General features: G+C 60.8%; 26 protein-coding genes. 10 read left to right on the forward strand and 16 right to left on the reverse strand.

Annotated features, from left to right (window positions below):
• Together HX801_RS15685 and HX801_RS15690 are read right to left on the reverse strand one after the other, a co-directional pair.
• Window positions 1-489 (reverse strand): DUF523 domain-containing protein (locus HX801_RS15685; protein ID WP_177022451.1); only part of this gene is annotated, 489 nt, incomplete at its 3' end.
• Between the two features lie 2 nt (window positions 490-491).
• Window positions 492-1,124, reverse strand: a complete 633-nt coding sequence (locus tag HX801_RS15690; RefSeq protein WP_003213854.1) for a 2OG-Fe(II) oxygenase — start codon at window positions 1,122-1,124, stop codon at window positions 492-494.
• Window positions 1,125-1,255: 131 nt separating this feature from the next.
• Here HX801_RS15690 and HX801_RS15695 point away from each other — a divergent pair, with 131 nt between their 5' ends.
• Entirely contained in the window at window positions 1,256-2,008 is a 753-nt protein-coding gene (locus HX801_RS15695; protein WP_008438922.1) for a DUF2059 domain-containing protein, read from the forward strand.
• 104 nt (window positions 2,009-2,112) lie between these two features.
• Here the strand turns inward: HX801_RS15695 and HX801_RS15700 are convergent, their stop codons facing one another.
• Complete coding sequence (locus tag HX801_RS15700; protein WP_177022349.1) at window positions 2,113-3,054, reverse strand: alpha/beta hydrolase; 942 nt, start codon at window positions 3,052-3,054, stop codon at window positions 2,113-2,115.
• 111 nt (window positions 3,055-3,165) lie between these two features.
• Here HX801_RS15700 and HX801_RS15705 point away from each other — a divergent pair, with 111 nt between their 5' ends.
• From HX801_RS15705 to HX801_RS15720, 4 genes are all read left to right on the forward strand, one after another.
• Window positions 3,166-3,750: a DUF6436 domain-containing protein gene (locus tag HX801_RS15705; protein WP_003213861.1), complete on the forward strand. Its 585-nt coding sequence runs from the start codon at window positions 3,166-3,168 to the stop codon at window positions 3,748-3,750.
• A 107-nt stretch (window positions 3,751-3,857) separates the two neighbouring features.
• Window positions 3,858-4,214, forward strand: a complete 357-nt coding sequence (locus HX801_RS15710) for an EamA family transporter (protein WP_167664061.1) — start codon at window positions 3,858-3,860, stop codon at window positions 4,212-4,214.
• Complete coding sequence (locus tag HX801_RS15715) at window positions 4,214-4,627, forward strand: multidrug efflux SMR transporter (RefSeq protein WP_008438917.1); 414 nt, start codon at window positions 4,214-4,216, stop codon at window positions 4,625-4,627. The genes HX801_RS15710 and HX801_RS15715 overlap by 1 nt, the downstream gene beginning before the upstream one ends.
• Window positions 4,624-5,850, forward strand: coding sequence for a DegT/DnrJ/EryC1/StrS family aminotransferase (locus HX801_RS15720; protein WP_008438915.1), 1,227 nt, complete (start codon window positions 4,624-4,626; stop codon window positions 5,848-5,850). Before HX801_RS15715 ends, HX801_RS15720 begins: the two co-directional genes overlap by 4 nt.
• Here the strand turns inward: HX801_RS15720 and HX801_RS15725 are convergent.
• The gene (locus tag HX801_RS15725; protein ID WP_087693269.1) at window positions 5,847-6,722 is read right to left on the reverse strand and encodes a hypothetical protein; all 876 of its coding nucleotides are present in this window, start codon (window positions 6,720-6,722) and stop codon (window positions 5,847-5,849) included. The genes HX801_RS15720 and HX801_RS15725 overlap by 4 nt on opposite strands.
• A complete protein-coding gene (locus tag HX801_RS15730) occupies window positions 6,719-7,804 on the reverse strand; it encodes a GNAT family N-acetyltransferase (protein WP_177022350.1) in 1,086 nt (361 codons plus the stop codon). Before HX801_RS15730 ends, HX801_RS15725 begins: the two co-directional genes overlap by 4 nt.
• Before the next feature lie 239 nt (window positions 7,805-8,043).
• Between HX801_RS15730 and HX801_RS15735 the strand changes: the two genes are divergently transcribed.
• Window positions 8,044-10,407, forward strand: a complete 2,364-nt coding sequence (locus tag HX801_RS15735; protein ID WP_177022351.1) for a penicillin acylase family protein — start codon at window positions 8,044-8,046, stop codon at window positions 10,405-10,407.
• A gap of 131 nt (window positions 10,408-10,538) precedes the next feature.
• On the opposite strand, the gene HX801_RS15740 is transcribed toward HX801_RS15735, so the two are convergent.
• Window positions 10,539-11,441, reverse strand: coding sequence for an AraC family transcriptional regulator (locus HX801_RS15740; protein ID WP_177022352.1), 903 nt, complete (start codon window positions 11,439-11,441; stop codon window positions 10,539-10,541).
• A 99-nt stretch (window positions 11,442-11,540) separates the two neighbouring features.
• On the opposite strand from HX801_RS15740, the gene HX801_RS15745 reads away from it, so the two are divergent.
• On the forward strand, window positions 11,541-11,894 hold the full coding sequence (locus tag HX801_RS15745; protein ID WP_078739652.1) for a carboxymuconolactone decarboxylase family protein: 354 nt from the start codon (window positions 11,541-11,543) through the stop codon (window positions 11,892-11,894).
• On the opposite strand, the gene HX801_RS15750 is transcribed toward HX801_RS15745, so the two are convergent.
• On the reverse strand, window positions 11,872-12,837 hold the full coding sequence (locus HX801_RS15750; protein ID WP_177022353.1) for a GlxA family transcriptional regulator: 966 nt from the start codon (window positions 12,835-12,837) through the stop codon (window positions 11,872-11,874). The two genes, HX801_RS15745 and HX801_RS15750, sit on opposite strands and share 23 nt — an antisense overlap.
• Window positions 12,838-13,101: 264 nt before the next feature.
• On the opposite strand from HX801_RS15750, the gene HX801_RS15755 reads away from it, so the two are divergent.
• Entirely contained in the window at window positions 13,102-13,743 is a 642-nt protein-coding gene (locus HX801_RS15755) for an HD domain-containing protein (RefSeq protein ID WP_003213877.1), read from the forward strand.
• A 144-nt stretch (window positions 13,744-13,887) separates the two neighbouring features.
• Here HX801_RS15755 and HX801_RS15760 read toward each other — a convergent pair whose 3' ends face one another.
• From HX801_RS15760 to HX801_RS15795, 8 genes are all read right to left on the reverse strand, one after another.
• Entirely contained in the window at window positions 13,888-14,775 is an 888-nt protein-coding gene (locus tag HX801_RS15760) for an ABC transporter permease subunit (protein ID WP_008438909.1), read from the reverse strand.
• Window positions 14,772-15,692 carry an ABC transporter permease subunit gene (locus HX801_RS15765; protein ID WP_003213882.1) on the reverse strand — a complete coding sequence of 307 codons (921 nt, stop codon included), beginning with the start codon at window positions 15,690-15,692 and terminating at the stop codon, window positions 14,772-14,774. Before HX801_RS15765 ends, HX801_RS15760 begins: the two co-directional genes overlap by 4 nt.
• On the reverse strand, window positions 15,689-16,831 hold the full coding sequence (locus tag HX801_RS15770) for an ABC transporter ATP-binding protein (protein WP_003195240.1): 1,143 nt from the start codon (window positions 16,829-16,831) through the stop codon (window positions 15,689-15,691). The genes HX801_RS15765 and HX801_RS15770 overlap by 4 nt, the downstream gene beginning before the upstream one ends.
• 75 nt (window positions 16,832-16,906) lie before the next feature.
• The gene (locus tag HX801_RS15775; protein WP_177022354.1) at window positions 16,907-18,001 is read right to left on the reverse strand and encodes a polyamine ABC transporter substrate-binding protein; all 1,095 of its coding nucleotides are present in this window, start codon (window positions 17,999-18,001) and stop codon (window positions 16,907-16,909) included.
• A gap of 165 nt (window positions 18,002-18,166) precedes the next feature.
• The gene (locus HX801_RS15780; RefSeq protein WP_003213887.1) at window positions 18,167-19,261 is read right to left on the reverse strand and encodes a polyamine ABC transporter substrate-binding protein; all 1,095 of its coding nucleotides are present in this window, start codon (window positions 19,259-19,261) and stop codon (window positions 18,167-18,169) included.
• 207 nt (window positions 19,262-19,468) lie between these two features.
• Window positions 19,469-20,833 carry an aspartate aminotransferase family protein gene (locus tag HX801_RS15785; RefSeq protein WP_003213889.1) on the reverse strand — a complete coding sequence of 455 codons (1,365 nt, stop codon included), beginning with the start codon at window positions 20,831-20,833 and terminating at the stop codon, window positions 19,469-19,471.
• A gap of 58 nt (window positions 20,834-20,891) precedes the next feature.
• Entirely contained in the window at window positions 20,892-22,250 is a 1,359-nt protein-coding gene (locus HX801_RS15790) for a glutamine synthetase family protein (RefSeq protein ID WP_003213891.1), read from the reverse strand.
• Between the two features lie 39 nt (window positions 22,251-22,289).
• Window positions 22,290-23,069, reverse strand: a complete 780-nt coding sequence (locus HX801_RS15795; RefSeq protein ID WP_003213893.1) for a gamma-glutamyl-gamma-aminobutyrate hydrolase family protein — start codon at window positions 23,067-23,069, stop codon at window positions 22,290-22,292.
• Window positions 23,070-23,347: 278 nt separating this feature from the next.
• On the opposite strand from HX801_RS15795, the gene HX801_RS15800 reads away from it, so the two are divergent.
• Together HX801_RS15800 and HX801_RS15805 are read left to right on the forward strand one after the other, a co-directional pair.
• Complete coding sequence (locus tag HX801_RS15800; RefSeq protein ID WP_003213894.1) at window positions 23,348-24,724, forward strand: glutamine synthetase family protein; 1,377 nt, start codon at window positions 23,348-23,350, stop codon at window positions 24,722-24,724.
• Between the two features lie 252 nt (window positions 24,725-24,976).
• Complete coding sequence (locus HX801_RS15805) at window positions 24,977-25,615, forward strand: TetR/AcrR family transcriptional regulator (RefSeq protein WP_003213896.1); 639 nt, start codon at window positions 24,977-24,979, stop codon at window positions 25,613-25,615.
• Between the two features lie 171 nt (window positions 25,616-25,786).
• Here the strand turns inward: HX801_RS15805 and HX801_RS15810 are convergent, their stop codons facing one another.
• On the reverse strand, window positions 25,787-26,002 hold the full coding sequence (locus tag HX801_RS15810; protein WP_003213899.1) for a molybdopterin-binding protein: 216 nt from the start codon (window positions 26,000-26,002) through the stop codon (window positions 25,787-25,789).
• Window positions 26,003-26,005 lie beyond the last annotated feature (3 nt).

The raw sequence follows: 26,005 nt of genomic DNA on the forward strand, positions 1-26,005 counted from the left end.
CGGGCTTGAGCATTTTGCCAGGGCCGCTGCCGCTTCGGGCAATTCCAGCTCACTGAACACCAGCACCCCATGGCGCTTGAGCAATGCCGCCGTCACGCCTTCGCCCGTGACCTTCACGCCGGTGAAGGTACCGTCATAGGTCAGCAGATTGCCGCACGACGGGCTGTTGGCCTTGAGTACGGCGACGCGGATATTGTGACGCTGTACCAGCGCCAATGCCTGGCGGGCGCCATCGAGGAAGGCTTCGCTGAAGTCTTCCCCCTGGGCCGTCAGCACCTGGGCGCGGCCTTCCCACACGTCAATCCCCTGCCCGCCCGGGATTTCGGCAGACGGCCGTGGCGTCGGCAAGCCACCCGCCACTTCCGGGCACACGGCAACCACCCGGCCTTCGGCCTGCCACGCGGCCAGTTGGTCGAAAGGCCCGCTGGCCCCTCCGTCGTAGCGTACCCGGTGCCCCAGCAGGCAGCGGCTGACCAGAATTTTTTGCATCATCAAAACGGCTCGTTGCCCCGCCGGCGAAACCAGCCGGTGAGGGACAGGCGTTCGCGGGTGGCGGGCATGACTTCATGGGGGATTTCCCCCGACAGGAATACCACCAGGCAACCGCCGGTGGGCACCACATCGTATTCGACGTCGCCCTTGAGGTACATGCGCAACTGGCCGCCATGTTCCGGCAGCCAGGCGTTGTTCAAGTAGATCACTGCCGACACCATGCGCCGGTCGTCATCGCGAAAACGGTCCACATGCTTGAGGTAAAACGCCCCCGGGGGGTACATCGCGAAGTGGCTTTCGAAGTCTTCCAGGCCCAGGAACAGGCCACGGTTCATCGCCACCCGCAGGCTGTCCATCAGCTCCAGGTAGTTATCGCAGGCCACAACCTCGCCCGGCTCCAGCCACTGGATATGGTCACCCCGGATGCCCTCGCGAATCTCTTGGGACGGCCCCCGTCCGACCGCCGCGGGCGCCAATTCACCTTCGGCGGCGCGTTTTTGGCACTCAGCCGCCAGTTCGAGGGTCAGAGCCTCGGGCAGGAAGATATTCTGCTGCGACCAGCCTTGTGCGGCCAGGTCATCGACAATGCGTAACAGCAGCGGGTGATCGGAGGGTATGGGCATGGCGCGCATAGTATCCATACGCCTGTGAATCCGACAGAGCCGCCGAGCGTCTGAATACACTTTAGTCAGGTGACCGATAGGATTTCTCGACAAATCCTACGCCCGACACGGACAATAGTGGCCGACTGACAGGAGTCCATATGCGTCGTTTGTTTTTTTCCTTGCTGATGTTCTGCGTTTTGCCCGCCTGGGCAGACAGCCATGACCAGTTGTACAAGGTCGCCGGCTGGGCAGACCAGCGCGCGCATTTTAATGACGCCCTCAGTGCCGCCCAGCAACGCTACCGCAACAGCCTGCCGCCGGCGGTGTATCAGGCGCTGGTGGACAACAGCAATAAACGCTTCGCGCCCCAGTCGGTAGACCAGCGCGCCGAAGCGCAACTGCGCAAGAATTTGGCGGACCCTAAGCCGGCACTGGCCTTCTTCCAGTCGCCGCTGGGCCGCAAGATTGTCGCCGCCGAGTTGCTGGCCACCCGCCGCGATCAACTGGCGAAGAACGCCCAGGGCTTGCCGCACATGGAAGCCGATGCCACCCGCAGCCTGATCATCGGCCACCTGGCCCAGGCCCTGCCTGCGCGGGAAGCCGGGGCTGAAGTCAGCCTGGCGATTGCCGGCGTGGCGGCCGACAGCTTGAGCCAGATGATCCCCGGGCTGTTGGGCGGCGGCCAGGCGCAGGGCATGTTGAACGGCCAGCGTGAGCGCCTGATGCAGCAGATCGGCAACGATCTGAACAACACGCTGTTGTACGTCTACCGGGATTTGTCCGACCCGGAGCTGGAAGAGTTCGCGACGTTCGCGGAGTCGCCGGAGGGCAAGGCGTACTACAAGGCGGCACTGGCGGCGATTCGCGCCGGGCTGGCGGTCGGCCAAAGCACCTCGAGCCTGGCGCAGTAACCCTGTGGGAGCGGGCTTGCTCGCGAAGACGGTGTGCCAGTCACTGGTTATGCTAACTGATCGACCGCCTTCGCGAGCAAGCCCGCTCCCACATTTGGATTGCGTTATTTCAGGTGGTCGGTGAGAAACCCGAAGTATTGCTGCCGAATCTCCGGAATCTCATTCGCCAAGTGATGCCTGCCGCGCGGCAGCATCAACACCTCCGGTTGGTCGAACTTGCTGCGCAGCACCTTCAGGTTGTGCTGCCAGTCCACCGTCATGTCTTCCTCACCCTGCACGATCAACGGCCGCCGCGTGCTGCGTGGCGCCGCTTCAACACGTTTGATCCAGCGCGCCAGGGCGCCCACCCAGGCAGTCGGCAACTGCCGTGGCTGCAACGGGTCGGCCTCCAGGAACGGCTTGAACTGCGGGTCGTTGGTGTTATCGCTGAAACGCCGGGCAATGCCTTTGACGAAAGGCCTGAGCAGGTAATAGCTGAGCTGCGACCAACCCCAGGCGCGGGGCCGCACCAGCGGTGACAACAGGAACGTCTTGCCCTGGGCCGGGCTGTCGACGCCATGGCTAAGCAGGTGATCCACCACAATCGCGCCGCCGGTGCTTTGCCCGAACAAGTGCCACGGCTGCGGCAATTGCAGCGCCTTGGCCTGTTCAAACAACGCCTGCACCACGTCCTGGTACACCGCAAAGTCATCAATGCTGGCCCGCTCGCCGCTGGACAGGCCGTGGCCCGGCAAGTCGCAGGCGATCACCACAAAACCCTGATCCAGCGCCCAGTCCACGGCATGCCGGTACAGGCCCATATGGTCGTAGAACCCATGGAACAGGAACATCGTCGCCACCGGCACCGGTGGCCACCACACCTGGCAGACCACGTCGAACCCATCCACCGCAAACCGCCCCAGGCGGCTTGTCGCGGGCACCTTGCGGGCAGTGAGGTCCAGGCCGTAGAAGCGCTGGTAGACCCGGGCCTCGGCTGAAAGCGGCTGCGCGTCCACCAGTGGGCGCAAGCTTTCGCGTAGATGATCAGGGTCAAACGTAACGGGCATAAGAACTTCCAGAATGTGGCTTCAACGCATTGAACAGATGAATATCGAGCCGCGATATTCATCTGTCAGGGCAAGCATGGCAAGCTACGCGTCCTCCGAGGATTGATCCAAATGCGACAGCCCTACCGCACCACCCTCTTCGCCAGCCTGATCGTGATCATTTGCGCCGGGGTGTTGTGGGCGGCGTATGACTGGTTCCAGGGACGCTACCTGCGGGCATTCAGTGAGCATACGGCGGTGTTTTCCGGTGACAGCCTGAGCCTGCCGGCCGAGCTTGCCGGCCCGGGCCCGATCCGCCTGGTGCACTTCTGGGACCCCGCCTGCCCGTGCAATGTCGGCAACCAGCAGCACCTTGGCGAGTTGATCGAGCAGTACGCCCCCCAGGGCGTGGAGTTCTATTCCCTGCAGAAAGCCGGCAGCCACGGGCAGTTGCCCGCCACCCTGGGCTCGATGAAGGCCCTCAAGGCCGTGCCCGGTGCCCAGCATCTGCCGGCCAGCCCTGCCGTGGGCATCTGGGACCGCAGCGGCAAGCTGGCGTATTTCGGGCCCTACAGCGAAGGGTTGACGTGTAACTCCAGCAACAGCTTTATCGAGCCGATCCTGCAAGCCCTCGAAGGCGGACGCGAGGTCAATGCGACCCACACCCTGGCGGTGGGCTGTTATTGCGAGTGGAACGGGGAAACGTCTCCACCCTGACCCGGCAAGCTGAACAGACGCTGTTCGTTCGACAAACTCGAACAACTGTATCGGCACGCTCCTGTATCGTAAGCAACTAGCCGTACAAGCAGACGACACGGGAACACATGAGCCAATTAACCATCATCCTCTGGATACTCAACGTCATCGTTGATACGTCCGGCCAGTTGGCGTTTAAAGCCGCTGCCTCAGCCAGCGCCGAGCATGACGGCATGGCCCACTGGCGCCATATGCTCAAGCGTCCGTGGATCTGGCTGGGCATCATCTGCTATGTCTTCGAATTCGTGCTGTGGCTGGCCTTCCTGACGCTGGTACCGTTGTCGGTCGGGGTGATGCTGGGCTCCATCAATATTGTCGTGATCATGATTGCCGGGCGTTTCCTGTTCAAGGAAAGCCTGACCAAATGGCGGTTGATCGGCATCCTGCTGATCGCCTGTGGCGTGACCGTCGTGGGGTTCGAGTAATGAAACGGTTTTATATCCTCGGTTTTCTGTCGCTGATCATTTTCGATACCTTGGCGCAGGTCAGTTTCAAGTTCGCCTCGATTCATGCCGAACCGCTGACGATGGACGCCGCCTGGTTGATCCGCGTGTTCGGTGCGCCATGGATCTACGGCGCATTCGTGGGCTACATCGGCGCGTTTTTCACCTGGATGACGCTGTTGAAATACGCCCCGGTGGGCCCGGCGTTTGCGGCGTCACACCTGGAGCTGATCAGCGTGACGCTGATCTCCGTGTGGCTGTTCAACGACACCCTTACCCTGCCCAAAATCGTCGGTGGCGCGCTGATCATTGCGGGCATCCTGTGCCTGGCGCGCAGCGAAGACAAAGAAAGCAAGACCGTCGAGGCCGAACCCTCGCAGACGCTGGCGTCATGACGCCCGTTGTCAGCCAGCGGGAGATTCCGCCAACGGCGGGGCTTCCCCTGCGCTGGCAGGACTTGTTCAACCGCTCGGGCGACCTGGCCCGCGACCTGGCCCGACAGCTCGACATCCCGCTGCCGGCCCTGCCCTGCTCCGGCACCGCCGCGCTGATCATGGCGCTGCGGGTGTTGCAGCAGCGCACGCCGGGGCGCACCGAGCTTATCGTGCCGGCCTATACCTGCCCGCTGGTGGCCCTGGCGGCCCATCACTGCCCGCCTTTGCGCGTGGTGGCGTGCGATCTGCAGCCCGGCAGCATCGACCTGGACGAACACCAGCTGGCGCAGCTGTGCAACCAAAACACCTTGGCGATCGTCGTCACTCACCTGGCCGGGCGTGTGGCGGATGTGGAGGCTGCCAAGCGCATTGCCGAGCCACTCGGCATTGCGGTGATCGAAGACGCCGCCCAAGCCATGGGCGCACTGGATGATGGAAAAAGCGTCGGACTGAAAGGCGACATCGGCTTTTTCAGCATGGCGCTGGGCAAAGGCCTGACGACGGCTGAAGGCGGTGTGTTGTTCAGCCGGGATCCGGCGCTGCATCAGGCGTTGCACCAGCAATGCCGGCAGGACTTGCCCTTCAGCCTGCGCTGGGAAGTGCAACGCAGCGCCGAGCTGTGGGGCTATGCCGCGGCGTATCAGCCCCGCGGGCTGAAGTACGTGTACGGCAAGCCGCTGCGGGCGGCGTTGGCGCGGGGCGATGAAGTGGCGGCGGTAGGCGACGACTTTTCCGTCAACGATATTCCGTTGCACCGCCTCGGCGGCTATCGCCAGAAGGTCGGCGCCGCAGCCCTGGCACGCTTGCCCGAGCATTTGCAGCAAGGTCGCCTGCGGGCCTTGCGTCGCGTGGCGCAGTTGAGCAGCTTGCCCGGCGTGTCGGTGTTGACCGACAGCCCGGGCCAGCAAGGCACCTGGCCGTTCCTGATGGTGGTGATGCCCAGCGCACAAACCCGCGATACCGCGATGGCGCAGCTGTGGACGGCAGGCCTGGGCGTGACCCGCCTGTTCATCCACGTATTGCCGGGCTACCCGGCACTCACCCCGCTGTTACAGCAAGGCGCCGATATCCCCCGCGCGCAAAGCTTCGCCGCCCAGACACTGTCGATCAGCAATAGCCACTGGCTGACGGACGAGCTGTTCGAGCAAGTGCTGGATCATCTGCGGCGGATTCTTAAACGCTAGGCCCAGCTTTGATCGATACGGGTCAACAAGCGCGCATTCAGCTCATTCTGCTGCTGTTGCCAGATCACCACCTGGTTCTCCGGCAGCTCTTCCTGGCCATCCGACGCACTCAGCCAGCGCTTGAACTTGCTCTGGTAGTGGTAGGCGGACACGTCGCCGGTAATGTCCGCGCCAATAATGCTGCCGTGGCAGGCGTCGATCAGCGCATTCAAATGCTTCTCCAGAAACTCGCCCTGGTCCCAATTGGTATTCACCACCTGCGGGCTCAGCACGTCTTTGTCGATGGAGAGATACACCGGCAGCGAACGGTCTAGCTGCGCCAGGAACGCGCTCATCAACTCGTCCGCGCTGGTGAATGCACGATTGCTGCGGCCTGCGCCGATCCAGTTCAACCAGCGGGTATCGACGTTGGTGTTCCAGTAGGTCAGCTTGCGTTTCACCAGCGGCGACCAGTGATTCTCCCAGGCGTGCTTGAGGGAAATGTCCGGCGAGCCAATGCCCAGCACGTGAACGTGCTCGACCTGCGGCAGGCGGCTGGCCCAGTAGACCCAGGACCCACAATGGATGCCAAACGGATAACGCATGTTGTCCGGGTGGTTATCGCAAATGATCAGCTGGATCTTTTGCTGGGTGGGAAGACGGTTCAACAACAGCTGGCTGAGGTGGTGATAATCACCGCTGCCGGTAAACACACAGCCGTAATCGCTGGGCATCTGCGCGTGCAGGGCGCTCTCCAGCTCCTTGAACTGCGCCCAGCGGCAGCCGAAACGGATTTTCTCCTGCCAGGCTTGCAACGGCAGGGTAAGGGCGCCGGGAATGTTATTCACGGCCCCGTCAAAATCGAGGATCAATGCGGGACGGGCCTGGCTCATGCGGTTTGCTCCTGCTGCCACTGGGTATCGCTTTCAAAATGGTGCCGGAAACGGTTCATCACTTTGCGCAGCAGCGGGTTCCTCACCCACACCAGATGGCGGGTAAACGTGAACTTGGCGCCGAGGCTGGACTTGACCTGTGGGTCGGTCCACCCCGCGACATAAAACTGCAGGCCCTTTTCCAGGGCGAACTCCAGGTTCACAAACCAGCTGACGAAGTACAGGTTGTGCTCCAGCGCCAGCGGGTAGTTCAGGCCGATGTACTTGTCGAGCAACTTGCCGTCTTGCTGGTAGCACAGGTTATAGCCAACCAGTTCGTCTTCGTCCCAGTAGCAGAACACATGCCCGCCGCTGTCGGCATCGGTGAGCAACTGGATGAAGAATTCGGGCGTGAGCAAGTCGAAGTGGATTTCGCTCTGTGCGTACACCGCCTTGTACAGCCGATACAGTTCCTGCTGCCATTGCTCATCGCTGAAGCGGGCATCGCCGGTGTCCAGGATCTCGATGCGCAGCTCATCACGGCTGCGTAGCTTGCGGCGGATATTGCGGCGACGGCTGTGGGACAACCGCGACAGATACTCATCCGTCGAGCTGAAGTCGATCGGTACATAGGCCAGCGCCTGGCCCTCTACATTGATGAATCCGCGCTGGGTGCAGGCCTCGATCAACGCGTGTGCGTAGCGATTGTCCTCAACGCTGAGCAGCGGAGAATCCAGCGGCACATCCTTGACGATGGTGAGCTTGCGTTGCGGTGCACACTCCTGTTGCAGCCATTGCGCCATGTCCTGTGGCGGTACGTTCAGCGGGAACGGGGAATATTCGCTGACCGTGGTGCCGATAAAACAGGTGTCGATATGCAGCCATGACTGCCACAAACGGTACCCCGGCCAACTGCGCAGGCGGCTACGCAGCTCATCGTCGGCGGTGGTCTGCAGGTCGAACCGGGTAAAAAAGTACGGCAGTCCCTGTGCTGACAGCTGGGCAGTGAAACCCACCGGCGGGTATCGCAAAAAATTGCTGATCAGCGATGGCGTTTCCATGCAGCAGGCATAAGGCACCTGTGCACGGCTGGGATCTGTCATAAATTGCATTCCGAAAGTGATAGCAAAGGCGCGCCCGGATGACGGGGTGAATCATCGCGCCGCTGGTTTCATGTAACAGAGTAAACATAATACTCCGCCTACCCGCGGCGCACTTCAGAACCCCCACTTCATGCAGCTCAGGTTCAGGGAGCACGAACCCGAGAGCATTTTCCGCAGCGCTCGCCAAACCCACTAAACTGCCCGAATCTTCACGGTGACCGACTAATAAGGGACAACCCATGAAACGCATCCTGACCGCGCTGGCCATCCTGCTCGTAGCCCTTATGGTTGGCGCCGGCTGGTACGTGTACAGCAAGCAGCCGACCCGCCAGGGCACGGTGGAGCTGGCCCATCTGCAAGGTTCGGTCACGGTGCGCTACGACGACCGAGGCGTGCCGCATATCCGCGCCGAGAACGAGACTGACCTGTACCGTGCCCTCGGCTACGTACATGCCCAGGACCGGCTGTTCCAGATGGAAATCATGCGGCGCCTGTCCCGTGGCGAGCTGGCCGAGGTGCTGGGGCCCAAGCTGCTGGAGACCGACAAGCTATTTCGCAGCCTGCGCATTCGCGAGCGCGCCTTGAGCTACGTCGAGCACATGGACCATGAGTCTGCGTCCTGGAAGGCCCTGCAAGCCTACCTGGACGGGGTCAACCAGTATCAGGACAGCCACGCCAAACCCATGGAGTTCGACGTACTGGGCATCCCCAAGCGCCCGTTCACCGCCGAAGACACCATCAGCGTCGCCGGCTACCTGGCCTACAGCTTTGCCGCAGCCTTTCGCACCGAACCCTTGCTGACCTACGTACGCGATCAGTTGGGCAACGACTACCTGAAGGTCTTCGACCTCGACTGGCAGCCCAAGGGCGCGCTGAACCTGGCGGCCGGTGACTGGAAAGACCTCGGCGCCATTGCCCAGTTGAGCGAACAGGCCATGGCCGACAACGGCCTGCCGCAGTTCGAAGGCAGCAACGCCTGGGCCATCAGCGGCAGCCGCACCAAGAGCGGCAAACCTTTGCTGGCGGGTGACCCGCATATCCGTTTCTCGGTGCCGTCGGTGTGGTACGAGGCGCAGCTGTCGGCGCCGGGCTTCGAGCTGTACGGTTATCACAACGCGCTGGTGCCGGTGGCATTCCTGGGCCACAACAAGGATTTCGGCTGGAGCCTGACCATGTTCCAGAACGATGACCTCGACCTGATCGCCGAGAAGGTCAACCCGGACAACCCCAACCAGGTCTGGTACCACGACAAGTGGGTGGACATGACCAGCAGCGAGCAACAGATCGCGGTCAAGGGCCAGGACCCGGTAACCCTGACCCTGCGCACCTCGCCCCACGGTCCGATCATCAATGACGTGCTCGGCGAGAATGCCGGCAAGACGCCGATTGCCATGTGGTGGGCATTCCTGGATACCGAAAACCCGATCCTCGACGGTTTCTATCAGCTCAACCGTGCCGATACCCTCGCCAAAGCGCGTGCGGCGGCGGCCAAGGTCCAGGCGCCTGGCTTGAACATCGTATGGGCCAATGCCAAGGGCGATATCGGTTGGTGGGCGGCGGCGCAATTGCCGATCCGCCCGGCCGGGGTCAACCCGGGCTTTATCCTCGACGGCAGTACCGCCCAAGCGGACAAGCTCGGTTTCTACCCATTCAGCGCCAACCCCCAGGAAGAAAACCCGGCCCGCGGTTATGTGGTGTCCGCCAATGCCCAGCCCGCGTCACCCACCGGCATGCCGATCCCCGGGTATTACAACCTGGCGGACCGTGGCCAGCAGTTGAACGCGCAACTGAGCGACAACAGCGTGAAATGGGACGTGGACAACAGCCAGGCCTTGCAGCTCGGCACCACCACCGCCTACGGCCCACGGCTGCTGGCACCGCTGCTGCCGGTGCTGCGTGAGGTGGTCAAGGACCCGGCGCAGTTGAAGCTGGTGGAGCAACTGGCAGCCTGGAAAGGCGATTACCCGCTGGACTCCACCAGTGCCACGCTGTTCAACCAGTTCCTGTTCAACCTCACTGACGCGGCGTTCCACCCGAAACTGGGCGATGGGATGTTCAAGACCTTGCTCACCACTCGGGTAGTGGACGCAGCCTTGCCGCGCCTGGCCGCTTCAGCGGATTCGCCGTGGTGGGATGGCCACCGCGCCGAGACCGTCAAGCTTGCCTGGGACAACAGCCTGCAACACCTCAAGGCGACCTTTGGTGACGACCCATCGCAGTGGCAATGGGGCAAGGCCCACACCCTGACCCACGGCCATCCACTGGGCTCGCAGAAGCCGTTGGACAAGATCGTCAACGTAGGCCCGTTTGCCGCTCCCGGCACCCATGAAGTGCCCAACAACCAATCCGCACAGATCGGCCCGGCGCCGTGGCCGGTGACGTACGGGCCGTCGACCCGACGCCTGATTGATTTCGCCGATGCCGCCCATGGGCTGACCATCAACCCGGTCGGGCAGAGTGGTGTGCCGTTCGACAAGCACTATTCCGATCAGGCGGAGACGTACATCGAAGGCGGGTATGAGCAGGCGCATTTTAATGATGAGGAAGTGACGGCGAATACTCGTAGTACGCTCAAGCTATTGCCGGCCCGGACACCGCAATAACTGAAGAAACAAAAAACCAATGTGGGAGCGGGCTTGCTCGCGAATGCGGTGGATCAGTCAATACATCTGGTGACTGACACTCCGCATTCGCGAGCAAGCCCGCTCCCACATTTTGATCTGCGTTGTTGCTTCTAGCGGGTACGCAGCCGCCCCGGCGCCTCACCGTAGGTTTCCTTGAATTTCTTGCTGAACGCCGCCTGGGATTGATACCCCGCCCGAGCGGCAATATCCGTCAGGCTCAGCCGCGACTGATGCAGCAGGTTGAACGCCAGCTCCATGCGCAACTGCGTCAGCAACACCCACGGCGACACGCCCGCCACTTTGACAAACCCACGCATGAAGGTCGCCCGGGACATCGACGCGGCGCTGGCCAGGCTGTCGATGGTCCACTCATGCCCGGGATCCGCCAGCATCGCCTGCCAGGCCTTGCCCAGGCGTTTGTCGGTCAACAAGGCAAAGGTGCCCGCCACCGGTGCTTGCTGCGTCAGCCATGCCCGCAGGATCAGGGTGAACAACGCCGACGACAGCGCATCAATGAAAAACCGCGCCCCCAGCCGCTGCCCGTCCGCCTCGCTGCGCAGCAGTGCGATCAATGCCGCCAGCTGCCCATCGGCCTGCCATTGCCGGCTGGACACCACTAGGTAGTCCGGCAACGCACTGAACAGCAACGACTGGCGGTTGTAGCGAAAGCTGCCGCAGAGCATGTCCACGTCCGGCTGCTCACCGCCCAGGCGATGGATCGGCAGCAAGCCGCCTTCGATCACGGTCTGCGCCATCGGCTTTACCCGCGCGCCCTGGCTGCGCACCAGGTGCGTCGCGCCACCGGGCATCAACAGGATGTCGCCCTCCTCCAGCGTCACCTGCTGCCCGCCGGACAATTCGGCGCGGCAGGTGCCCGCCAGCACAATGTGATACGGCGCCACGCCCAGCGGCTCGGGCTCGTGGTCCATGGCCCAGGCGCCCTGGAACTGGCAACGCAGGTCCAGGCTGCCCTGCAGGTTGGCCAACGCGATGAGGGTGTCGATGGAGTTCATTTGCGAGCATCGGTCAAAAAGGTGAGTGGATCGAACAAAAGCGCCAAACCTGAACCGCGCACACTGGCTTCACACCCAACCCGTTCAGGAGTTAACACGATGTTCAATAACTGGTCCGACTTGCTGCCTACCGTGAAGAAAGCCTTTGGCGCGCTGGGCAAGAGCAACCCGAAGATGGTCAAAGCCTACATGGCGCTGGGGGAAGCAGCCGAGGAAAATGACGTCCTGGATGCCAAGACCCGCGAGCTGATTTCCATCGCCGTGGCCATCACCACCCGCTGTGACGGCTGCATCGGCGTGCATGCCGACGCGGCAATCAAGGCCGGCGCCACCCGCGAAGAAGTGGCCGCGACCCTGGCCACCGCAATCTCGCTGAATGCCGGCGCGGCGTATATCTACTCGCTGCGCGCCCTGGAAGCCTATGACACGCTCAAACCGGCGCCGCAAAGTTAAGCCGGAATTGTTGCGGCGTCACGCCCAGCCGGCGATTGAACACACTGCGCATGTGCTGGGCGTCGCGAAAGCCGCATTGATACGCCACGGTCTTGAGCGGTGCGTGGGTGCTTTCGAGCATCACCCGCGCCGCATCCACCCGCGCCCGCTCGACGAACTCCGCCGGAGTGATCTGCGCTTCCCGGGCAAATACCCGCGAGAAGTTGCGCGCGCTCATGTTGGCGGCTTTGGCCAGGTCGGCGATGGTCAGGTCGCCCGTCAGGTTGGCCAATACATACAGCTGCACCAGCGCCACCGCCGAGGTGGCTTGCGCGTGGGGTGTCAGGAACGGGCTGAACTGCGACTGCCCGCCGGAACGCTGGGTGAACACCACCAGGCGCTTGGCCACGCTGAGGGCGACTTCCGGGCCGTGGTCCTGGGCCAGCAGGTACAGCGACAGGTCGATGCCCGCCGTCACCCCGGCCGAGGTGTAGAGGTTGCCGTCCTGCACATAGAGGCGGTCGGCTTCGACCTGGGCCGATGGGCATAAGGCGGCCAGATCGGCAGCGTCGCCCCAGTGGGTGGTGACGGTGCGCCCGTCCAGCAACCCGGCGCGGGCGAGCATGAAGGCACCGTTGCAGATGGAGCCGAAGCGCCGGGCTCGCGCACTGGCGTCACGCAGCCATTGATTGAACACCGGGCCGAAATCCTCGAAGGGCAACTGCGGCCCGCCGGCCATCAATAGTAAATCGTAGGGCTCGACGGCCTCGCTGAAATGCCGGTGTGCCTGCAAGGACAAGCCGTTGGAACAGGCCATGTTGCCGTGCCCCAGGCCAATCACCTCCAGCTGGTAATGCGCCTCGGGCGGCAGAAAACGGTTGGCCTCGCAGAACACATCCAGGGGCCCGGTCACGTCCAGTGACTGGACGCCGGGGAAGATCAGGATGGCGACGGTTTTGCCCATGAGCAGGAACACCTTTTTCTAACTGAATAAACACAACCCTTGTAGGAGCTGGCTTGCCGGCGATGCAGACACCTCGGTGTAGCAGGTATACCGAGGTGATGCTATCGCAGGCAAGCCAGCTCCTACATTTGATCGCGCATAGCCTTGGCGCGATATCGCGGCACATTGGCCGGGATCGCATCCTCGCCGCGATGGCCCCTTCGCGGGCGCGCGACCAGACTGGACTCATCGGCGCCACCCGGCGCTTTCTTGAGGAGAACGACCATGAGCACCACCATCGCCGGCATCAAGATCCCGGACAGCGCCCTGGCCAAGGCCACCACCGAATACATCCGCGACATCGAATCCGACCTGTTGTACCACCACTCCCGCCGGGTGTTCCTGTTCGGCGCATTGAGCGGCGAGCGCCAGCAGTTGGCCTATAACCCGGAGTTGCTGTACGTCGGCGCGATGTTCCACGACCTGGGCCTGGTGGAAGGTCACCGCAGTGACGACGAACGCTTTGAAGTGGACGGCGCCAACGCGGCGGCGGACTTTCTCAAGCCTTACGGGTTGAGCGATGACGACATCGAACAGGTGTGGTTGTCCATCGCCCTGCACACCACACCGGGGGTGCCCAAGCACTTGCGTCCAACCGTGGCGCTGGTGACGGCGGGCGTGGAAATGGATGTGCTGGGAATGGAGTACGCGGCGTTTACCAGCGTGCAGCGCGAAGCGGTGGTGCATGCGCATCCACGGGGTGAAGGGTTCAAGGAGTGCATCATCTGCGCGTTTGCCGACGGCCTGCGCCATCGTCCGCAGACCACGTTTGGCAACGTGAAGACCGATGTGCTGGTGGATCAGGAGCCGGGGTTCAAGCCGATGAACTTCGTCGAGGTGATTCGCAAGTCGCCTTGGACTGCTTAACCCGAATTGGAATGCAATCAAAATGTGGGAGCGGGCTTGCTCGCGAAGGCAGTGGATCAGTCAATACATCCGGTGACTGACACTGCGCTTTCGCGAGCAAGCCCGCTCCCACATTTTTGATCCGGTTTCTTCAGGGCTACCTGATTAGACCGGCGCTGGAGCCCGACGCGAATCCGCCGGCTTCTCCCAACCATCCGCAGCCGCTTCTTCAATCGCCTGCTGGATCGCTTTCTTGCGGTGCTCTTCGGCACGACGGCTGAAGAACCACACCAGGAACGTCACGATCGACACCGCCAACAGAATCAGGCTGGCCACGGCGTTGATCTCGGGTTTAACCCCCAGGCGCACCGCCGAGAATACTTCCATCGGCAACGTGGTCGAACCCGGCCCCGACACGAAGCTGGCCAACACCAGGTCATCCAGCGACAGCGCGAACGACATCATGCCGCCCGCCGCCAGCGACGGCGCGATCATCGGGATGGTGATCAGGAAGAACACCTTCCACGGCCGCGCACCCAGGTCCATGGCTGCCTCTTCAATCGACAGGTCCAGCTCACGCAAGCGCGCCGACACCACCACCGCCACATACGCCGAACAGAACGTGGTGTGGGCGATCCAGATGGTCACCAGGCCACGTTCCTGCGGCCAGCCGATCATCTGCGCCATGGCCACGAACAGCAGCAACAGCGACAGGCCGGTGATCACTTCCGGCATCACCAGCGGCGCCGTCACCAGGCCGCCGAACAGCGTGCGGCCCTTGAACTGGCTGATGCGCGTCAGCACGAACGCCGCCAATGTACCGAGTGCCACCGCCGCAATCGCGGTGTAGCAGGCGATTTCCAGGGAGCGACCGACCGAGCCCATCAACTGGGTGTTGTCCAACAGGCCGACGTACCACTTGATCGACCAACCGCCCCACACCGTCACCAGTTTGGATTCGTTGAACGAGTAGATCACCAGGATCAGCATCGGCAGGTAGATGAACAGCAACCCCGCCACCAGCATGAAGCTTGAGAAACTGACGCGCTTCATATCTTGCCCTCCATCTCTTTGGCTTGGCTGCGGTTGAACAGGATGATCGGCACGATCAGGATCGCCAGCATCACCACCGCCAGGGCAGACGCCACCGGCCAGTCACGGTTGTTGAAGAATTCTTGCCACAACACTTTACCGATCATCAGGGTTTCCGGACCGCCCAGCAGTTCCGGGATCACGAACTCGCCCACCACCGGGATAAACACCAGCATGCAGCCGGCGATGATGCCGTTCTTGGACAGCGGCACGGTGATTTTCCAGAAGCTGTTGAAGGTACTCGAACCCAGGTCCGATGCGGCCTCCAGCAGGCTCTGGTCGTGCTTCACCAGGTTGGCGTACAGCGGCAGGATCATGAACGGCAGGTACGAATAGACCACGCCGATATACACCGCGATGTTGGTGTTGAGAATCTGCAGCGGTTCGTTGATCAACCCGATGGACATCAGGAAGCCGTTGAGCAACCCGTTGTTGCTGAGGATGCCCATCCACGCATAGACCCGGATCAGGATCGCAGTCCAGGTCGGCATCATGATCAGCAGCACCAGCACGGTCTGGATTTCCTTGCGTGCGCTGGCAATGGCGTAGGCCATCGGGTAGCCGATCAGCAGGCAGAGGATGGTGCTGAAAAACGCCATCTTCAGCGAGCCCAGGTACGCCGCGATGTACAACTCGTCATCGCCCAGCATCCCGTAGTTGGCCAGGTTCAGCACCAACTGCAGTTTCTGTTCAACGAAGGTGTAGATCTCGGTGTAAGGCGGGATCGCTACGTCGGCTTCGGCAAAGCTGATCTTCAAGACGATGAAGAACGGCAGCATGAAGAACAGGAACAACCAGAGGAAAGGGATCCCGATGACCACATGCCGGCCACCGGGGGTTATTCGTTGCAGCTGGCGTTTGAACTTCTTCATGTTCATGAGCGAAGTACCACGCCGCTGTCGTCTTCCCACCACACGTACACCTGGTCGCCCCAGGTAGGGCGCTGGCCACGGCGTTCGGCGTTGGCCACGAAGGATTGCACCAGCTTGCCGCTCGGCAATTCGACGTAGAACACCGAATGGCCGCCGAGGTAGGCGATGTCGTGCACCTTGCCGCTGGACCAGTTGTGCTCGCAGGTCGGCATTTCGGTGGTCACCAGCAGCTTTTCAGGGCGGATGGCGTAGGTCACCGACTTGTCTTCCACCGAAGTGGCGATGCCGTAGCCGACGTAGATATCGCGGTCCAGGTCCGGGCACTTGAGTACCGCGTGGCCTTCGGCGTCGTCCACCACCTGGGTGTCGAAGATGTTGACGTTGCCGATGAACTCGCACACCAGGCGGCTGGTCGGCGTTTCATAGATGTCGATCGGGCTGCCGATCTGGGCGATCCAGCCCAGGTGCATGATCGCGATGCGCTCGGCCATGGTCATGGCCTCTTCCTGGTCGTGGGTCACCATCACGCAGGTCACGCCCACGCGCTCGATGATCTCCACCAGTTCCAGTTGCATCTGCGAACGCAGCTTCTTGTCGAGTGCGCCCATCGGCTCATCGAGCAGCAGCAGTTTCGGACGCTTGGCCAGGGAACGCGCCAGCGCCACCCGCTGACGCTGGCCGCCAGACAGCTGGTGCGGCTTGCGCTTGGCGTACTGGCTCATCTGCACCAGCTTGAGCATCTCGGCCACACGGGCGTCGACCTCGGCCTTGGGGATCTTGTCCTGCTGCAGGCCAAACGCGATGTTCTGGGCCACGGTCATGTGGGGGAACAAGGCGTAGGACTGGAACATCATGTTGATCGGCCGCTCGTACGGCGGCATGTCGGTGATGTCCACACCGTCGAGGTAAATGCGTCCTTCCGTTGGGCGCTCGAAGCCTGCGAGCATGCGCAGCAAGGTGGATTTGCCCGAACCCGATCCGCCGAGCAAGGCGAAGATTTCGCCTTTCTTGATTTCCAGGGACACATCGTCCACCGCAATCGTCTCGTCGAACTTCTTCGTGACCCGGTCGATTTTGACCAGCACCTTTTTCGGTGTCTGGTCGCCCTCGAGGGCTTTCTTATAGGCGCCGGAGGCAACTGCCATTTACGAAACTCCCAGAATAAAAAGAGTGCAGCTCGCCCAATACGGGCCAGCCTTGGATAGTTTGAGCGTTAAGCCTTACTTGCCCGTCTTGACCTTGGTCCAGCTACGGGTCATCAAACGTTGCACTTTCGGGGGTAGCTCGAAGTTGACAAAAGTCCGGTCGAGAACCGCCTGCGGTGGGTAAACCGCTTCGTCGGTGCGTATCGATTGCTCCATCAGTTTGTCCGCCCCTGGGTTAGGGTTGGCGTAACCGACGTAATCACTGACCTGAGCGATCACTTCAGGTTTCAGCAAATAGTTGATGAAGGCGAGGGCCTCTTTGACGTTGGTGGCATCCTTGGGGATGGCCAGCACGTCGAACCACAGGTTGCCGCCTTCTTTCGGAATCACATAGGCGATGTTCACGCCCTTGCCCGCCTCGGCTGCACGAGCCTTGGCCTGGAACACATCACCGGAGAAACCGGCCGCCACGCAGATGTTGCCGTTGGCCAGGTCCGAGATGTATTTGGAAGAATGGAAGTAGGTCACGTAGGGACGAACTTTCAGGAGTTTCTCTTCAGCCTTCTTGTAGTCTTCAGGGTTGGTGCTGTTGGGGTTGAGGCCCATGTAGTTGAGCACCGCCGGCAGCATTTCATCCGCCGAGTCCATGAACGACACACCGCACGTGGCCAGCTTCTTCATGTTTTCCGGCTCGAACAGCACGGCCCAGGAGTCGATATGGTCGACGCCCAATACTTCCTTGACCTTGTCGACGTTGTAGCCAATACCGTTGGTGCCCCACAGGTACGGCACGGCGTACTGGTTGCCCGGGTCGTTCTTTTCCAGACGCTTGAGCAGCGCCGGGTCGAGGTTGGCGTAGTAGGTCAGTTGCGACTTGTCGAGCTTCTGGAACGCGCCGGCCTTGATCTGCTTGCCGAGGAAGTGGTTCGACGGCACGACCACGTCATACCCGGTACGCCCGGCGAGCAACTTGCCTTCCAGGGTTTCGTTGGAGTCAAACACGTCGTATACCGGCTTGATGCCGGTGGCCTTTTCAAAGTTGGCCAGGGTGTCCGGGCCGATGTAGTCCGACCAGTTATAAATATGCACAGTCGGCGCGGCCTGCACGCTGACAGCCAGCGTGATACCTGCACCCACCAGCAAGGCTTTGCGAAATAAAGAAATTGGCAAGTGGAGGTCCTCTTAAATAGTTGGGCCCGAAGTTGTTGCCCGGCAACAAAACCGGCGCGCAACTTACCCTCGATAAACCGATCCGGCAAAACTTTCTGTCATTTAATTGTTTCGCTAACCACCGCGCGCATCGCGGCAGTTAGCAAAACAGGTATCAACGCGGCTTTACTTGCCCGATTTGATTTTGGTCCAGCTGCGGGTCATTTCCCGCTGAGTAGCAGCCGGCAAGTCAGCAATGGCATACAGCTTGGCTTGCACGTCCGCTGGCGGATAAATGCCTGGGTCGCTGGTGATGTCTTTGTCGACCAACGCGGTAGCTTTCTCGTTACCGTTCGGGAAACGTACGCTGTTGGTAATGCCCGCCATGACTTCCGGCTTCAGCAGGTAGTTCATGAACTTGTAGGCAGCGTCGACGTTCTCGGCATCTTTAGGGATGGCGACCATGTCATAGAAGCTGCCGGCACCTTCTTTCGGAATGTCATAGGCCACCTTGACCTTGCCACCGGCTTCAGCCGCGCGGGACTTGGCCTGTTGCACGTCACCCGAATAACCCACGGCTACGCAGATGTTGCCGTTGGCCAGGTCGGAAATGTACTTGGACGAGTGGAAGTAGCCGATCGAAGGACGCAGCTTGAGGAACAGGGCCTCGGCTTGCTTGAGGTCTTCCTTCTTCTGGGTGTCGGTCGGCAGGCCCAGGTAATGCAGTGCCACTGGCAGCATTTCGGTTGGCGAATCGAGGAAGCTCACACCGCAGCCTTTGAGCTTGGCGAGGTTTTCCGGCTTGAGGATGGTGTCCCACGAGTCGATCTTGTCGATGCCCAGTGCGGCCTTGACCTTCTCCGGGTTGTAGCCGATGCCGATCGAGCCCCACATGTACGGGAAGGCGTGCTTGTTGTCCGGGTCGCTGATGGACACGGCTTTAAGCAGGGACTTGTTCAGGTTGTCGTAGTTCGACAGCTTGGACTTGTCCAGTTCCTGGTAAACACCGGCCTTGATCTGCTTGGCGAGGAAGTTGTTCGACGGCACGACAATGTCGTAGCCGGACTTGCCTGCCAACAACTTGGCTTCCAGGGTTTCGTTGGAGTCGAACACGTCATAGACCACCTTGATCCCGGACTCTTTTTCAAAGTTCGCGATGGTGTCCGGTGCGATGTAGTCGGACCAGTTATAAACGTGCAGCACTTTATCGTCGGCGTGCGCCGCGCCTGCCATGGCCCCCATCAGGGACAAGGCCAGGAGGGTCTTGCCAGCGTTCTTCAAACCTAATGCCTTCATTCGGTCATGCTCCAATTTTTTCTTTTTTGGGCCACGTTCGTTCTTTAATTACAACGTGTTTCGCAGCCCGTCTAAGGGCGACAAAACAGGGCGACAGTCTGGCAAGTTCAGGGGCCGGCTTTCAACCAATGCCCCGCTTTTCTAACACCCCAGAAGCAGCGCCCGACAGGCGCTGCGTTCTGAGCCTAGCATTTAGCCCTGCAATGCCGCCAAAGTCAGGTCCAGGCAGTGCCGCGCCTTGGTCACCAACTCGTCTATCTCGGCCTTGCTGATCACCAACGGTGGCGAAATGATCATGGTGTCGCCCACGGCGCGCATGATCAGGCCATTCTCGAAGCAGAACGTGCGGCAGATCATGCCAACACCACGGCCTTCATAACGCTTGCGCGTTGCCTTGTCCTGAACCAGTTCGATGGCACCGAGCATGCCCACACCGCGAACTTCACCCACCAGCGGGTGATCAGCCAGTTCCCTCAAACGCTTTTGCAAATAGGGTGCCGTTTCGTCGTGCACGTGCTTAACAATTTGTTCATCGCGCATGATGCGGATGTTTTCCAGGGCTACCGCTGCCGCCACCGGGTGACCGGAATAGGTGAAGCCGTGGTTGAAATCACCGCCTTCGTTCAGCACGGCGACCACTTCGTCGCGCACGATCAGGCCGCCCATCGGGATGTAGCCGGAGGTCAGGCCCTTGGCGATGGTCATCATGTCGGGCTTGAGGCCGTAGAAATCGCTACCGAACCACTCACCGGTGCGGCCAAACCCACAGATCACTTCGTCAGCCACGAACAGGATGTCGTACTTGGCGAGGATTTCCTTGATGCGCGGCCAGTAGCTGTCTGGCGGCACGATCACGCCACCGGCACCCTGGATCGGCTCGGCTATAAAGGCACCGACGTTGTCCACGCCCAGTTCCAGGATCTTCTCTTCCAGCTGGTTGGCCGCCCACACGCCGAATTCTTCCGGGCTCATGTCGCCGCCTTCGCCGAACCAGTAAGGCTGGGCGATGTGGACGATGCCCGGGATCGGCAAGTCGCCTTGTTCATGCATATAAGTCATGCCGCCCAGGCTGGCGCCGGCCACGGTTGAACCGTGGTAGCCATTCTTGCGGCTGATGATGGTTTTCTTGTTCGGCTGGCCTTTGATCGCCCAGTAGTGGCGGACCATACGCAGCATGGTGTCGTTGCCTTCGGAGCCGGAGCCGGTGAAGAACACGTGGTTCATGCCTTGCGGGGCGATATCGGAGATGGCTTTGGCCAGTTCCAGCACCGGCGGGTGGGCGGTCTGGAAGAACAGGTTGTAGTAAGGCAGTTCTTTCATCTGCTTGGCGGCCGCATCAGCCAGTTCATCGCGACCGTAACCGATCGCCACGCACCACAGGCCGGCCATGCCGTCGAGAATCTTGTTGCCTTCGCTGTCCCACAGGTAAACGCCGTGGGCTTTGGTGATGATCCGTGGGCCTTTCTCTTTCAATTGCTTGAAGTCGCTGAACGGCGCCAGGTGGTGATCGCTGCTCAAGGCTTGCCATTCACGGGTTTGCGGGTTGTTGCTGGACATACCAATCTCCTAGATGTTTCAGGTGAGGACGCGCCGTTTGAAGGGCGCGCCCGGCGCATCAGACGGCGAAGAGCAGGAATTCCCGCTCCCACGAACTGATCACGCGCTTGAAGTTTTCATGCTCGGCCCGCTTGACCGCGACGTAGCCTGTGATGAATTTGTGACCCAGGTATTTCTCGATGGTCTTGCTGTTTTCCATGCGTTCCAGGGCGTCTTCGATGGTCAGCGGCAGGCGCAGGTTGCGGCGCTCGTAACCACGCCCCACCACCGGTGCGCTTGGGCTGATGCCTTCGACCATGCCGATGTAGCCACACAGCAAGCTGGCGGCAATCGCCAGGTACGGGTTGGCGTCGGCACCGGGCAGGCGGTTTTCCACCCGACGGTTTTGTGGGCCGGCGTCCGGAACCCGCAGGCCAACGGTGCGGTTCTCTTCGCCCCACTCCACGTTGACCGGCGCCGAGGTGTCGGGCAGGAAGCGGCGGAACGAGTTGACGTTAGGGGCGAACAGCGGCAACAGCTCGGGGATGAATTTCTGCAGGCCGCCGATGTGGTGCAGGAACAGCTCGCTCTTGGTCCCGTCTTCATTGGAGAACACGTTCTTGCCGGTGGCGATATCGATGATGCTCTGGTGCAGGTGCATTGCACTGCCGGGCTCGCCGGTCATGGGCTTGGCCATGAAGGTGGCCGCCACGTCGTGCTTGAGCGCCGCTTCGCGCATGGTGCGCTTGAACACCAGGATCTGGTCGGCCAAGGACAGTGCGTCGCCGTGACGGAAGTTGATTTCCATCTGCGCCGTGCCGTCTTCGTGGATCAGCGTGTCGAGGTCCAGTTCCTGCAATTCGCACCAGTCGTAGACGTCTTCGAACAACGGGTCGAATTCGTTGGCCGCTTCTATAGAGAAGGACTGGCGGCCAGTCTCCGGGCGGCCGGAGCGGCCAATCGGCGGTTGCAGCGGGAAGTCCGGGTCTTCGCAGCGTTTGGTCAGGTAGAACTCCATCTCCGGCGCCACAATGGGCTGCCAGCCCTTGTCGGCGTAGAGTTTGAGGACTTTCTTGAGCACGTTGCGCGGCGACAGCTCGATCGGGTTGCCTTGCTTGTCGTAGGTGTCGTGGATCACCTGGGCCGTAGGCTCTATGGCCCAGGGCACGAGGTACACCGCGTTCTCGTCCGGGCGGCAGATCATGTCGATGTCGGCCGGGTCGAGCAATTCGTAATAGATGTCGTCTTCGACATAGTCGCCGGTCACGGTCTGCAACAGAACGCTTTCGGGCAGGCGCATGCCTTTTTCGGCGATGAACTTGTTGGTCGGCGAGATCTTGCCCCGGGTGATGCCGGTGAGGTCGCCAATCATGCATTCGACTTCTGTGATCTTGTGGTCTTTCAACCAATCGGTGAGCTGGTCGAGGTTGTTACTCATAAATGCCTCTGGGCTGTGTTTCCTGACATCCATTAAAGGTCAGGCGTAAGTTGACGCAGCATCCGCGTCGCGTTGCATCACCCGCTTTCGACAGGCATTGCCAAATGCCTGGAAGATTGCGAGGTAGTGCGGGTTAGAGCTTACCTGCCATTCGGGGTGCCATTGCACTCCTAAAGCAAAAGCCTTGCCCGCGGGCACTGAAAAGCCTTCGATCAGGCCATCCGGCGCGGTGGCCTCGACCTGGAAACCGGCCGCCAGGCGATCAATGCCCTGTGAATGGATCGAGTTGACCTGGATCGTCGACGGCAAGCCCAGGCTTGCCAATACCCCATTCGGGGAGATGGTTACCGGATGTGCCGGGCCGTACTGGATGTCCAGCGGCTGGGTGTCGTCTTCGCGGTGATCCATCATGCCCGGCACTTCATGAACCTTCTGGTGCAGGCTGCCGCCAAACGCCACGTTCATTTCCTGGAAGCCACGGCAAATCCCCAGTACCGGAACGCCGGCCGCTATGGCTGCACGCAGCAGCGGCAGGGTAGTTTGGTCCCGTGCAGAATCATGAGCAGTCCCGGGCGCGCTGGCCGGACCGTCGTAGTGAAAGGGTTCGATATTGGAAGGTGAGCCGGTAAATAGAATGCCGTCCAGGCCGTCAAGAATATTGGCCGGGTCGAGCAGATCCGCCAGGGACGGAATAATCAACGGCAAGCCCTTGGCAGCGGTGGCCACTGCACGGACGTATTTGTCGCCACTGATGTGATAAGCATGCAGACCGACCTGTTTGGAGCAGGCGGTGACGCCGATTAACGGCAGGCGAGACATGAAGCACCCCGGTATTATTGCTGTTATGGGTTTGAATCGAGCTTAGCCTTGTTCATTTTTTTACACAACACCCCCGTAAAAAATACAACACGGCCCGCTCAAACGTGCTGGTTACAAGAGCCCCAATCCCAAAAAATTGCCCCAAAAAGCCCCAAAAAAGCCCTCACGGCGCTTTTTTAGGGCAAAAAAGGCCTCGCTTGACTTCGGCATGCCGTTCGGGTTGACTGAAACCCGAAGAGATCAATGATTGATATTTTTAACAACAAAGGTGTTGCATCATGTCGGTACCCCCGCGTGCCGTTCAGCTTAACGAAGCGAACGCGTTCCTTAAGGATCATCCTGAGGTTCTGTACGTAGACCTTCTAATTGCGGATATGAATGGTGTGGTGCGCGGCAAGCGCATCGAACGCACCAGCCTCCACAAGGTTTACGAGAAGGGCATTAACCTGCCTGCCTCTCTATTTGCCCTGGATATCAACGGCTCAACGGTGGAAAGCACCGGCCTGGGTCTGGACATCGGTGATGCTGACCGAATCTGTTATCCAATCCCCGACACCCTGTGCAATGAACCCTGGCAAAAGCGCCCAACCGCGCAACTGCTGATGACCATGCACGAACTCGAAGGTGAACCTTTCTTCGCCGATCCTCGCGAAGTACTCCGCCAAGTTGTAAGCAAATTTGACGACCTCGGTCTGACCATCTGCGCCGCATTCGAGCTGGAGTTCTACCTGATTGACCAGGAGAACGTGAATGGCCGGCCACAACCGCCCCGCTCGCCGATCTCCGGCAAACGCCCGCACTCGACACAGGTCTACCTGATCGACGACCTCGACGAATACGTCGACTGCCTCCAGGACATTCTGGAAGGTGCAAAAGAGCAAGGCATCCCTGCCGACGCCATCGTCAAGGAAAGTGCCCCGGCGCAGTTCGAAGTGAACCTGCACCACGTTGCCGACCCTATAAAGGCCTGCGACTACGCGGTACTGCTCAAGCGCTTGATCAAGAACATCGCCTACGACCATGAGATGGACACCACCTTCATGGCCAAGCCTTACCCGGGCCAGGCAGGCAACGGCCTACACGTGCACATTTCGATCCTGGACAAGGACGGCAAGAACATCTTTGCCAGCGAGGATCCCGAGCAGAACGCCGCATTGCGTCACGCGATCGGCGGTGTGCTGGAGACCCTACCCGCCCAAATGGCGTTCCTGTGCCCTAACGTCAACTCCTACCGTCGTTTCGGCGCACAGTTCTACGTGCCGAACTCGCCGTGCTGGGGCCTGGATAACCGCACCGTGGCGATTCGCGTACCGACCGGCTCGTCCGACGCCGTACGTATCGAACACCGTGTGGCCGGGGCTGATGCCAACCCTTACCTGCTGATGGCTTCGGTATTGGCGGGCGTGCATCACGGCCTGACCAACAAGATCGAGCCTGGCGCACCGGTGGAAGGCAACAGCTACGAGCAGAACGAACAGAGCCTGCCGAACAACCTGCGTGATGCCCTGCGCGAGTTGGACGACAGCGAGGTGATGGCCAAGTACATCGATCCTAAATACATCGATATCTTCGTCGCCTGTAAGGAAAGTGAGCTGGAGGAGTTCGAACACTCCATCTCCGACCTTGAGTACAACTGGTACCTGCATACCGTGTAAGCGGTTGCCGAGCTAAAAAAAACGCCGCAGGCCTTTGGCCTACGGCGTTTTTTTATGGCTGTTGTGGCGAGGGAGCTTGCTCCCGCCGGGCTGCGAAGCGGCCCCAATAAGAACACCGGGTTCTTTCAGGCGGAACCGAGGTGCAGGTCTTGGGCCTGCTGCGCAGTCCAGCGGGAGCAAGCTCCCTCGCCACAGGGTATGGATCATCCAGTGGCTCTGCGTACAATGCCCGCTGCCCTGTAGGAGACTTCAATGAATCGCCCTGCCACTCCTCGCAAACCCCGCGCCCGCAGCCAGGCCCGGATCGACGCGATCCTCGATGCCGCCCGCACCTTGCTGGCCGCCGAAGGCGTGGCCAGCCTGTCGATCTACAGCGTGGCCGAGCGGGCGCAGATTCCACCGTCATCGGTGTATCACTTCTTCGCCAGCGTGCCGGCGTTGCTGGAGGCGCTGACCGCTGACGTTCATGCGGCCTTTCGCGCGGCCATTCAGGCGCCCATCGATCATGATTCACTCAAGCACTGGCGCGACCTGTCCTGCGTGGTGGAGCAGCGCATGCTCAGCATCTACAGCAACGACGCCGCCGCCCGCCAATTGATCCTGGCCCAGCACGGGTTGACCGAAGTGACACAGGCCGACCGCCAGCACGACCTGGAGCTGGGAAACCTGATGTTTGAGGTGTTCAACCGGCACTTTGAGGTGCCGAGCCTGCCCGCCGATGTCGACGTGTTTGCCCTGGCCCTGGAACTGAGCGACCGCGTCTACGCACGCTCGGTGCATCAGCACGGGCAAATCACCCCGCGCATGGCCGAGGAAGGCATGCGGGTGTTTGATGCGTATGTGGGGCTTTATCTGCCGGCGTTCTTGCCCAAGCGGGTGGCTGCGCTCTGATTTTTTGTTGCCTGTCCGGGCCTCTTCGCGAGCAAGCCCGCTCCCACATTCGACCGTATTCCAAAGGTAGAACTCGGTCAAATGTGGGAGCGGGCTTGCTCGCGAAAGCAATCTTGAGAACGACAAAAACCCCGACAGGCTTTCACCTTCGGGGTTTGTGCGAACCATTGATCACAACTTGGCGATCGACACCTCGGTGGATTTCACGAAGGCAATCACTTCACTGCCGATCACCAGTTCCAGCTCTTTCACCGAGCGGGTGGTGATCACGGAAGTGACGATGCCGGACGCGGTCTGTACGTCGATTTCCGACAGCACGTCGCCTTCGACGATTTCCTTGATGGTGCCTTTGAACTGGTTACGCACGTTGATGGCTTTGATAGTCATGGT

Source organism: Pseudomonas sp. G1002, from assembly GCF_013385455.1.
Lineage (GTDB): Bacteria > Pseudomonadota > Gammaproteobacteria > Pseudomonadales > Pseudomonadaceae > Aquipseudomonas.

Coding starts and splice junctions, on each gene's coding strand:
- HX801_RS15745 (WP_078739652.1), top strand. CDS start 11,541: ATGTTCAATAACTGGTCCGACTTGCTGCCTACCGTGAAGAAAGCCTTT.
- HX801_RS15705 (WP_003213861.1), top strand. CDS start 3,166: ATGCGACAGCCCTACCGCACCACCCTCTTCGCCAGCCTGATCGTGATC.
- HX801_RS15725 (WP_087693269.1), bottom strand. CDS start 6,722: ATGAGCCAGGCCCGTCCCGCATTGATCCTCGATTTTGACGGGGCCGTG.
- HX801_RS15760 (WP_008438909.1), bottom strand. CDS start 14,775: ATGAAGCGCGTCAGTTTCTCAAGCTTCATGCTGGTGGCGGGGTTGCTG.
- HX801_RS15710 (WP_167664061.1), top strand. CDS start 3,858: ATGAGCCAATTAACCATCATCCTCTGGATACTCAACGTCATCGTTGAT.
- HX801_RS15755 (WP_003213877.1), top strand. CDS start 13,102: ATGAGCACCACCATCGCCGGCATCAAGATCCCGGACAGCGCCCTGGCC.
- HX801_RS15790 (WP_003213891.1), bottom strand. CDS start 22,250: ATGAGTAACAACCTCGACCAGCTCACCGATTGGTTGAAAGACCACAAG.
- HX801_RS15785 (WP_003213889.1), bottom strand. CDS start 20,833: ATGTCCAGCAACAACCCGCAAACCCGTGAATGGCAAGCCTTGAGCAGC.
- HX801_RS15770 (WP_003195240.1), bottom strand. CDS start 16,831: ATGGCAGTTGCCTCCGGCGCCTATAAGAAAGCCCTCGAGGGCGACCAG.
- HX801_RS15800 (WP_003213894.1), top strand. CDS start 23,348: ATGTCGGTACCCCCGCGTGCCGTTCAGCTTAACGAAGCGAACGCGTTC.
- HX801_RS15735 (WP_177022351.1), top strand. CDS start 8,044: ATGAAACGCATCCTGACCGCGCTGGCCATCCTGCTCGTAGCCCTTATG.
- HX801_RS15795 (WP_003213893.1), bottom strand. CDS start 23,069: ATGTCTCGCCTGCCGTTAATCGGCGTCACCGCCTGCTCCAAACAGGTC.
- HX801_RS15700 (WP_177022349.1), bottom strand. CDS start 3,054: ATGCCCGTTACGTTTGACCCTGATCATCTACGCGAAAGCTTGCGCCCA.
- HX801_RS15695 (WP_008438922.1), top strand. CDS start 1,256: ATGCGTCGTTTGTTTTTTTCCTTGCTGATGTTCTGCGTTTTGCCCGCC.
- HX801_RS15715 (WP_008438917.1), top strand. CDS start 4,214: ATGAAACGGTTTTATATCCTCGGTTTTCTGTCGCTGATCATTTTCGAT.
- HX801_RS15720 (WP_008438915.1), top strand. CDS start 4,624: ATGACGCCCGTTGTCAGCCAGCGGGAGATTCCGCCAACGGCGGGGCTT.
- HX801_RS15810 (WP_003213899.1), bottom strand. CDS start 26,002: ATGACTATCAAAGCCATCAACGTGCGTAACCAGTTCAAAGGCACCATC.
- HX801_RS15805 (WP_003213896.1), top strand. CDS start 24,977: ATGAATCGCCCTGCCACTCCTCGCAAACCCCGCGCCCGCAGCCAGGCC.
- HX801_RS15750 (WP_177022353.1), bottom strand. CDS start 12,837: ATGGGCAAAACCGTCGCCATCCTGATCTTCCCCGGCGTCCAGTCACTG.
- HX801_RS15690 (WP_003213854.1), bottom strand. CDS start 1,124: ATGCGCGCCATGCCCATACCCTCCGATCACCCGCTGCTGTTACGCATT.
- HX801_RS15730 (WP_177022350.1), bottom strand. CDS start 7,804: ATGACAGATCCCAGCCGTGCACAGGTGCCTTATGCCTGCTGCATGGAA.
- HX801_RS15765 (WP_003213882.1), bottom strand. CDS start 15,692: ATGAACATGAAGAAGTTCAAACGCCAGCTGCAACGAATAACCCCCGGT.
- HX801_RS15740 (WP_177022352.1), bottom strand. CDS start 11,441: ATGAACTCCATCGACACCCTCATCGCGTTGGCCAACCTGCAGGGCAGC.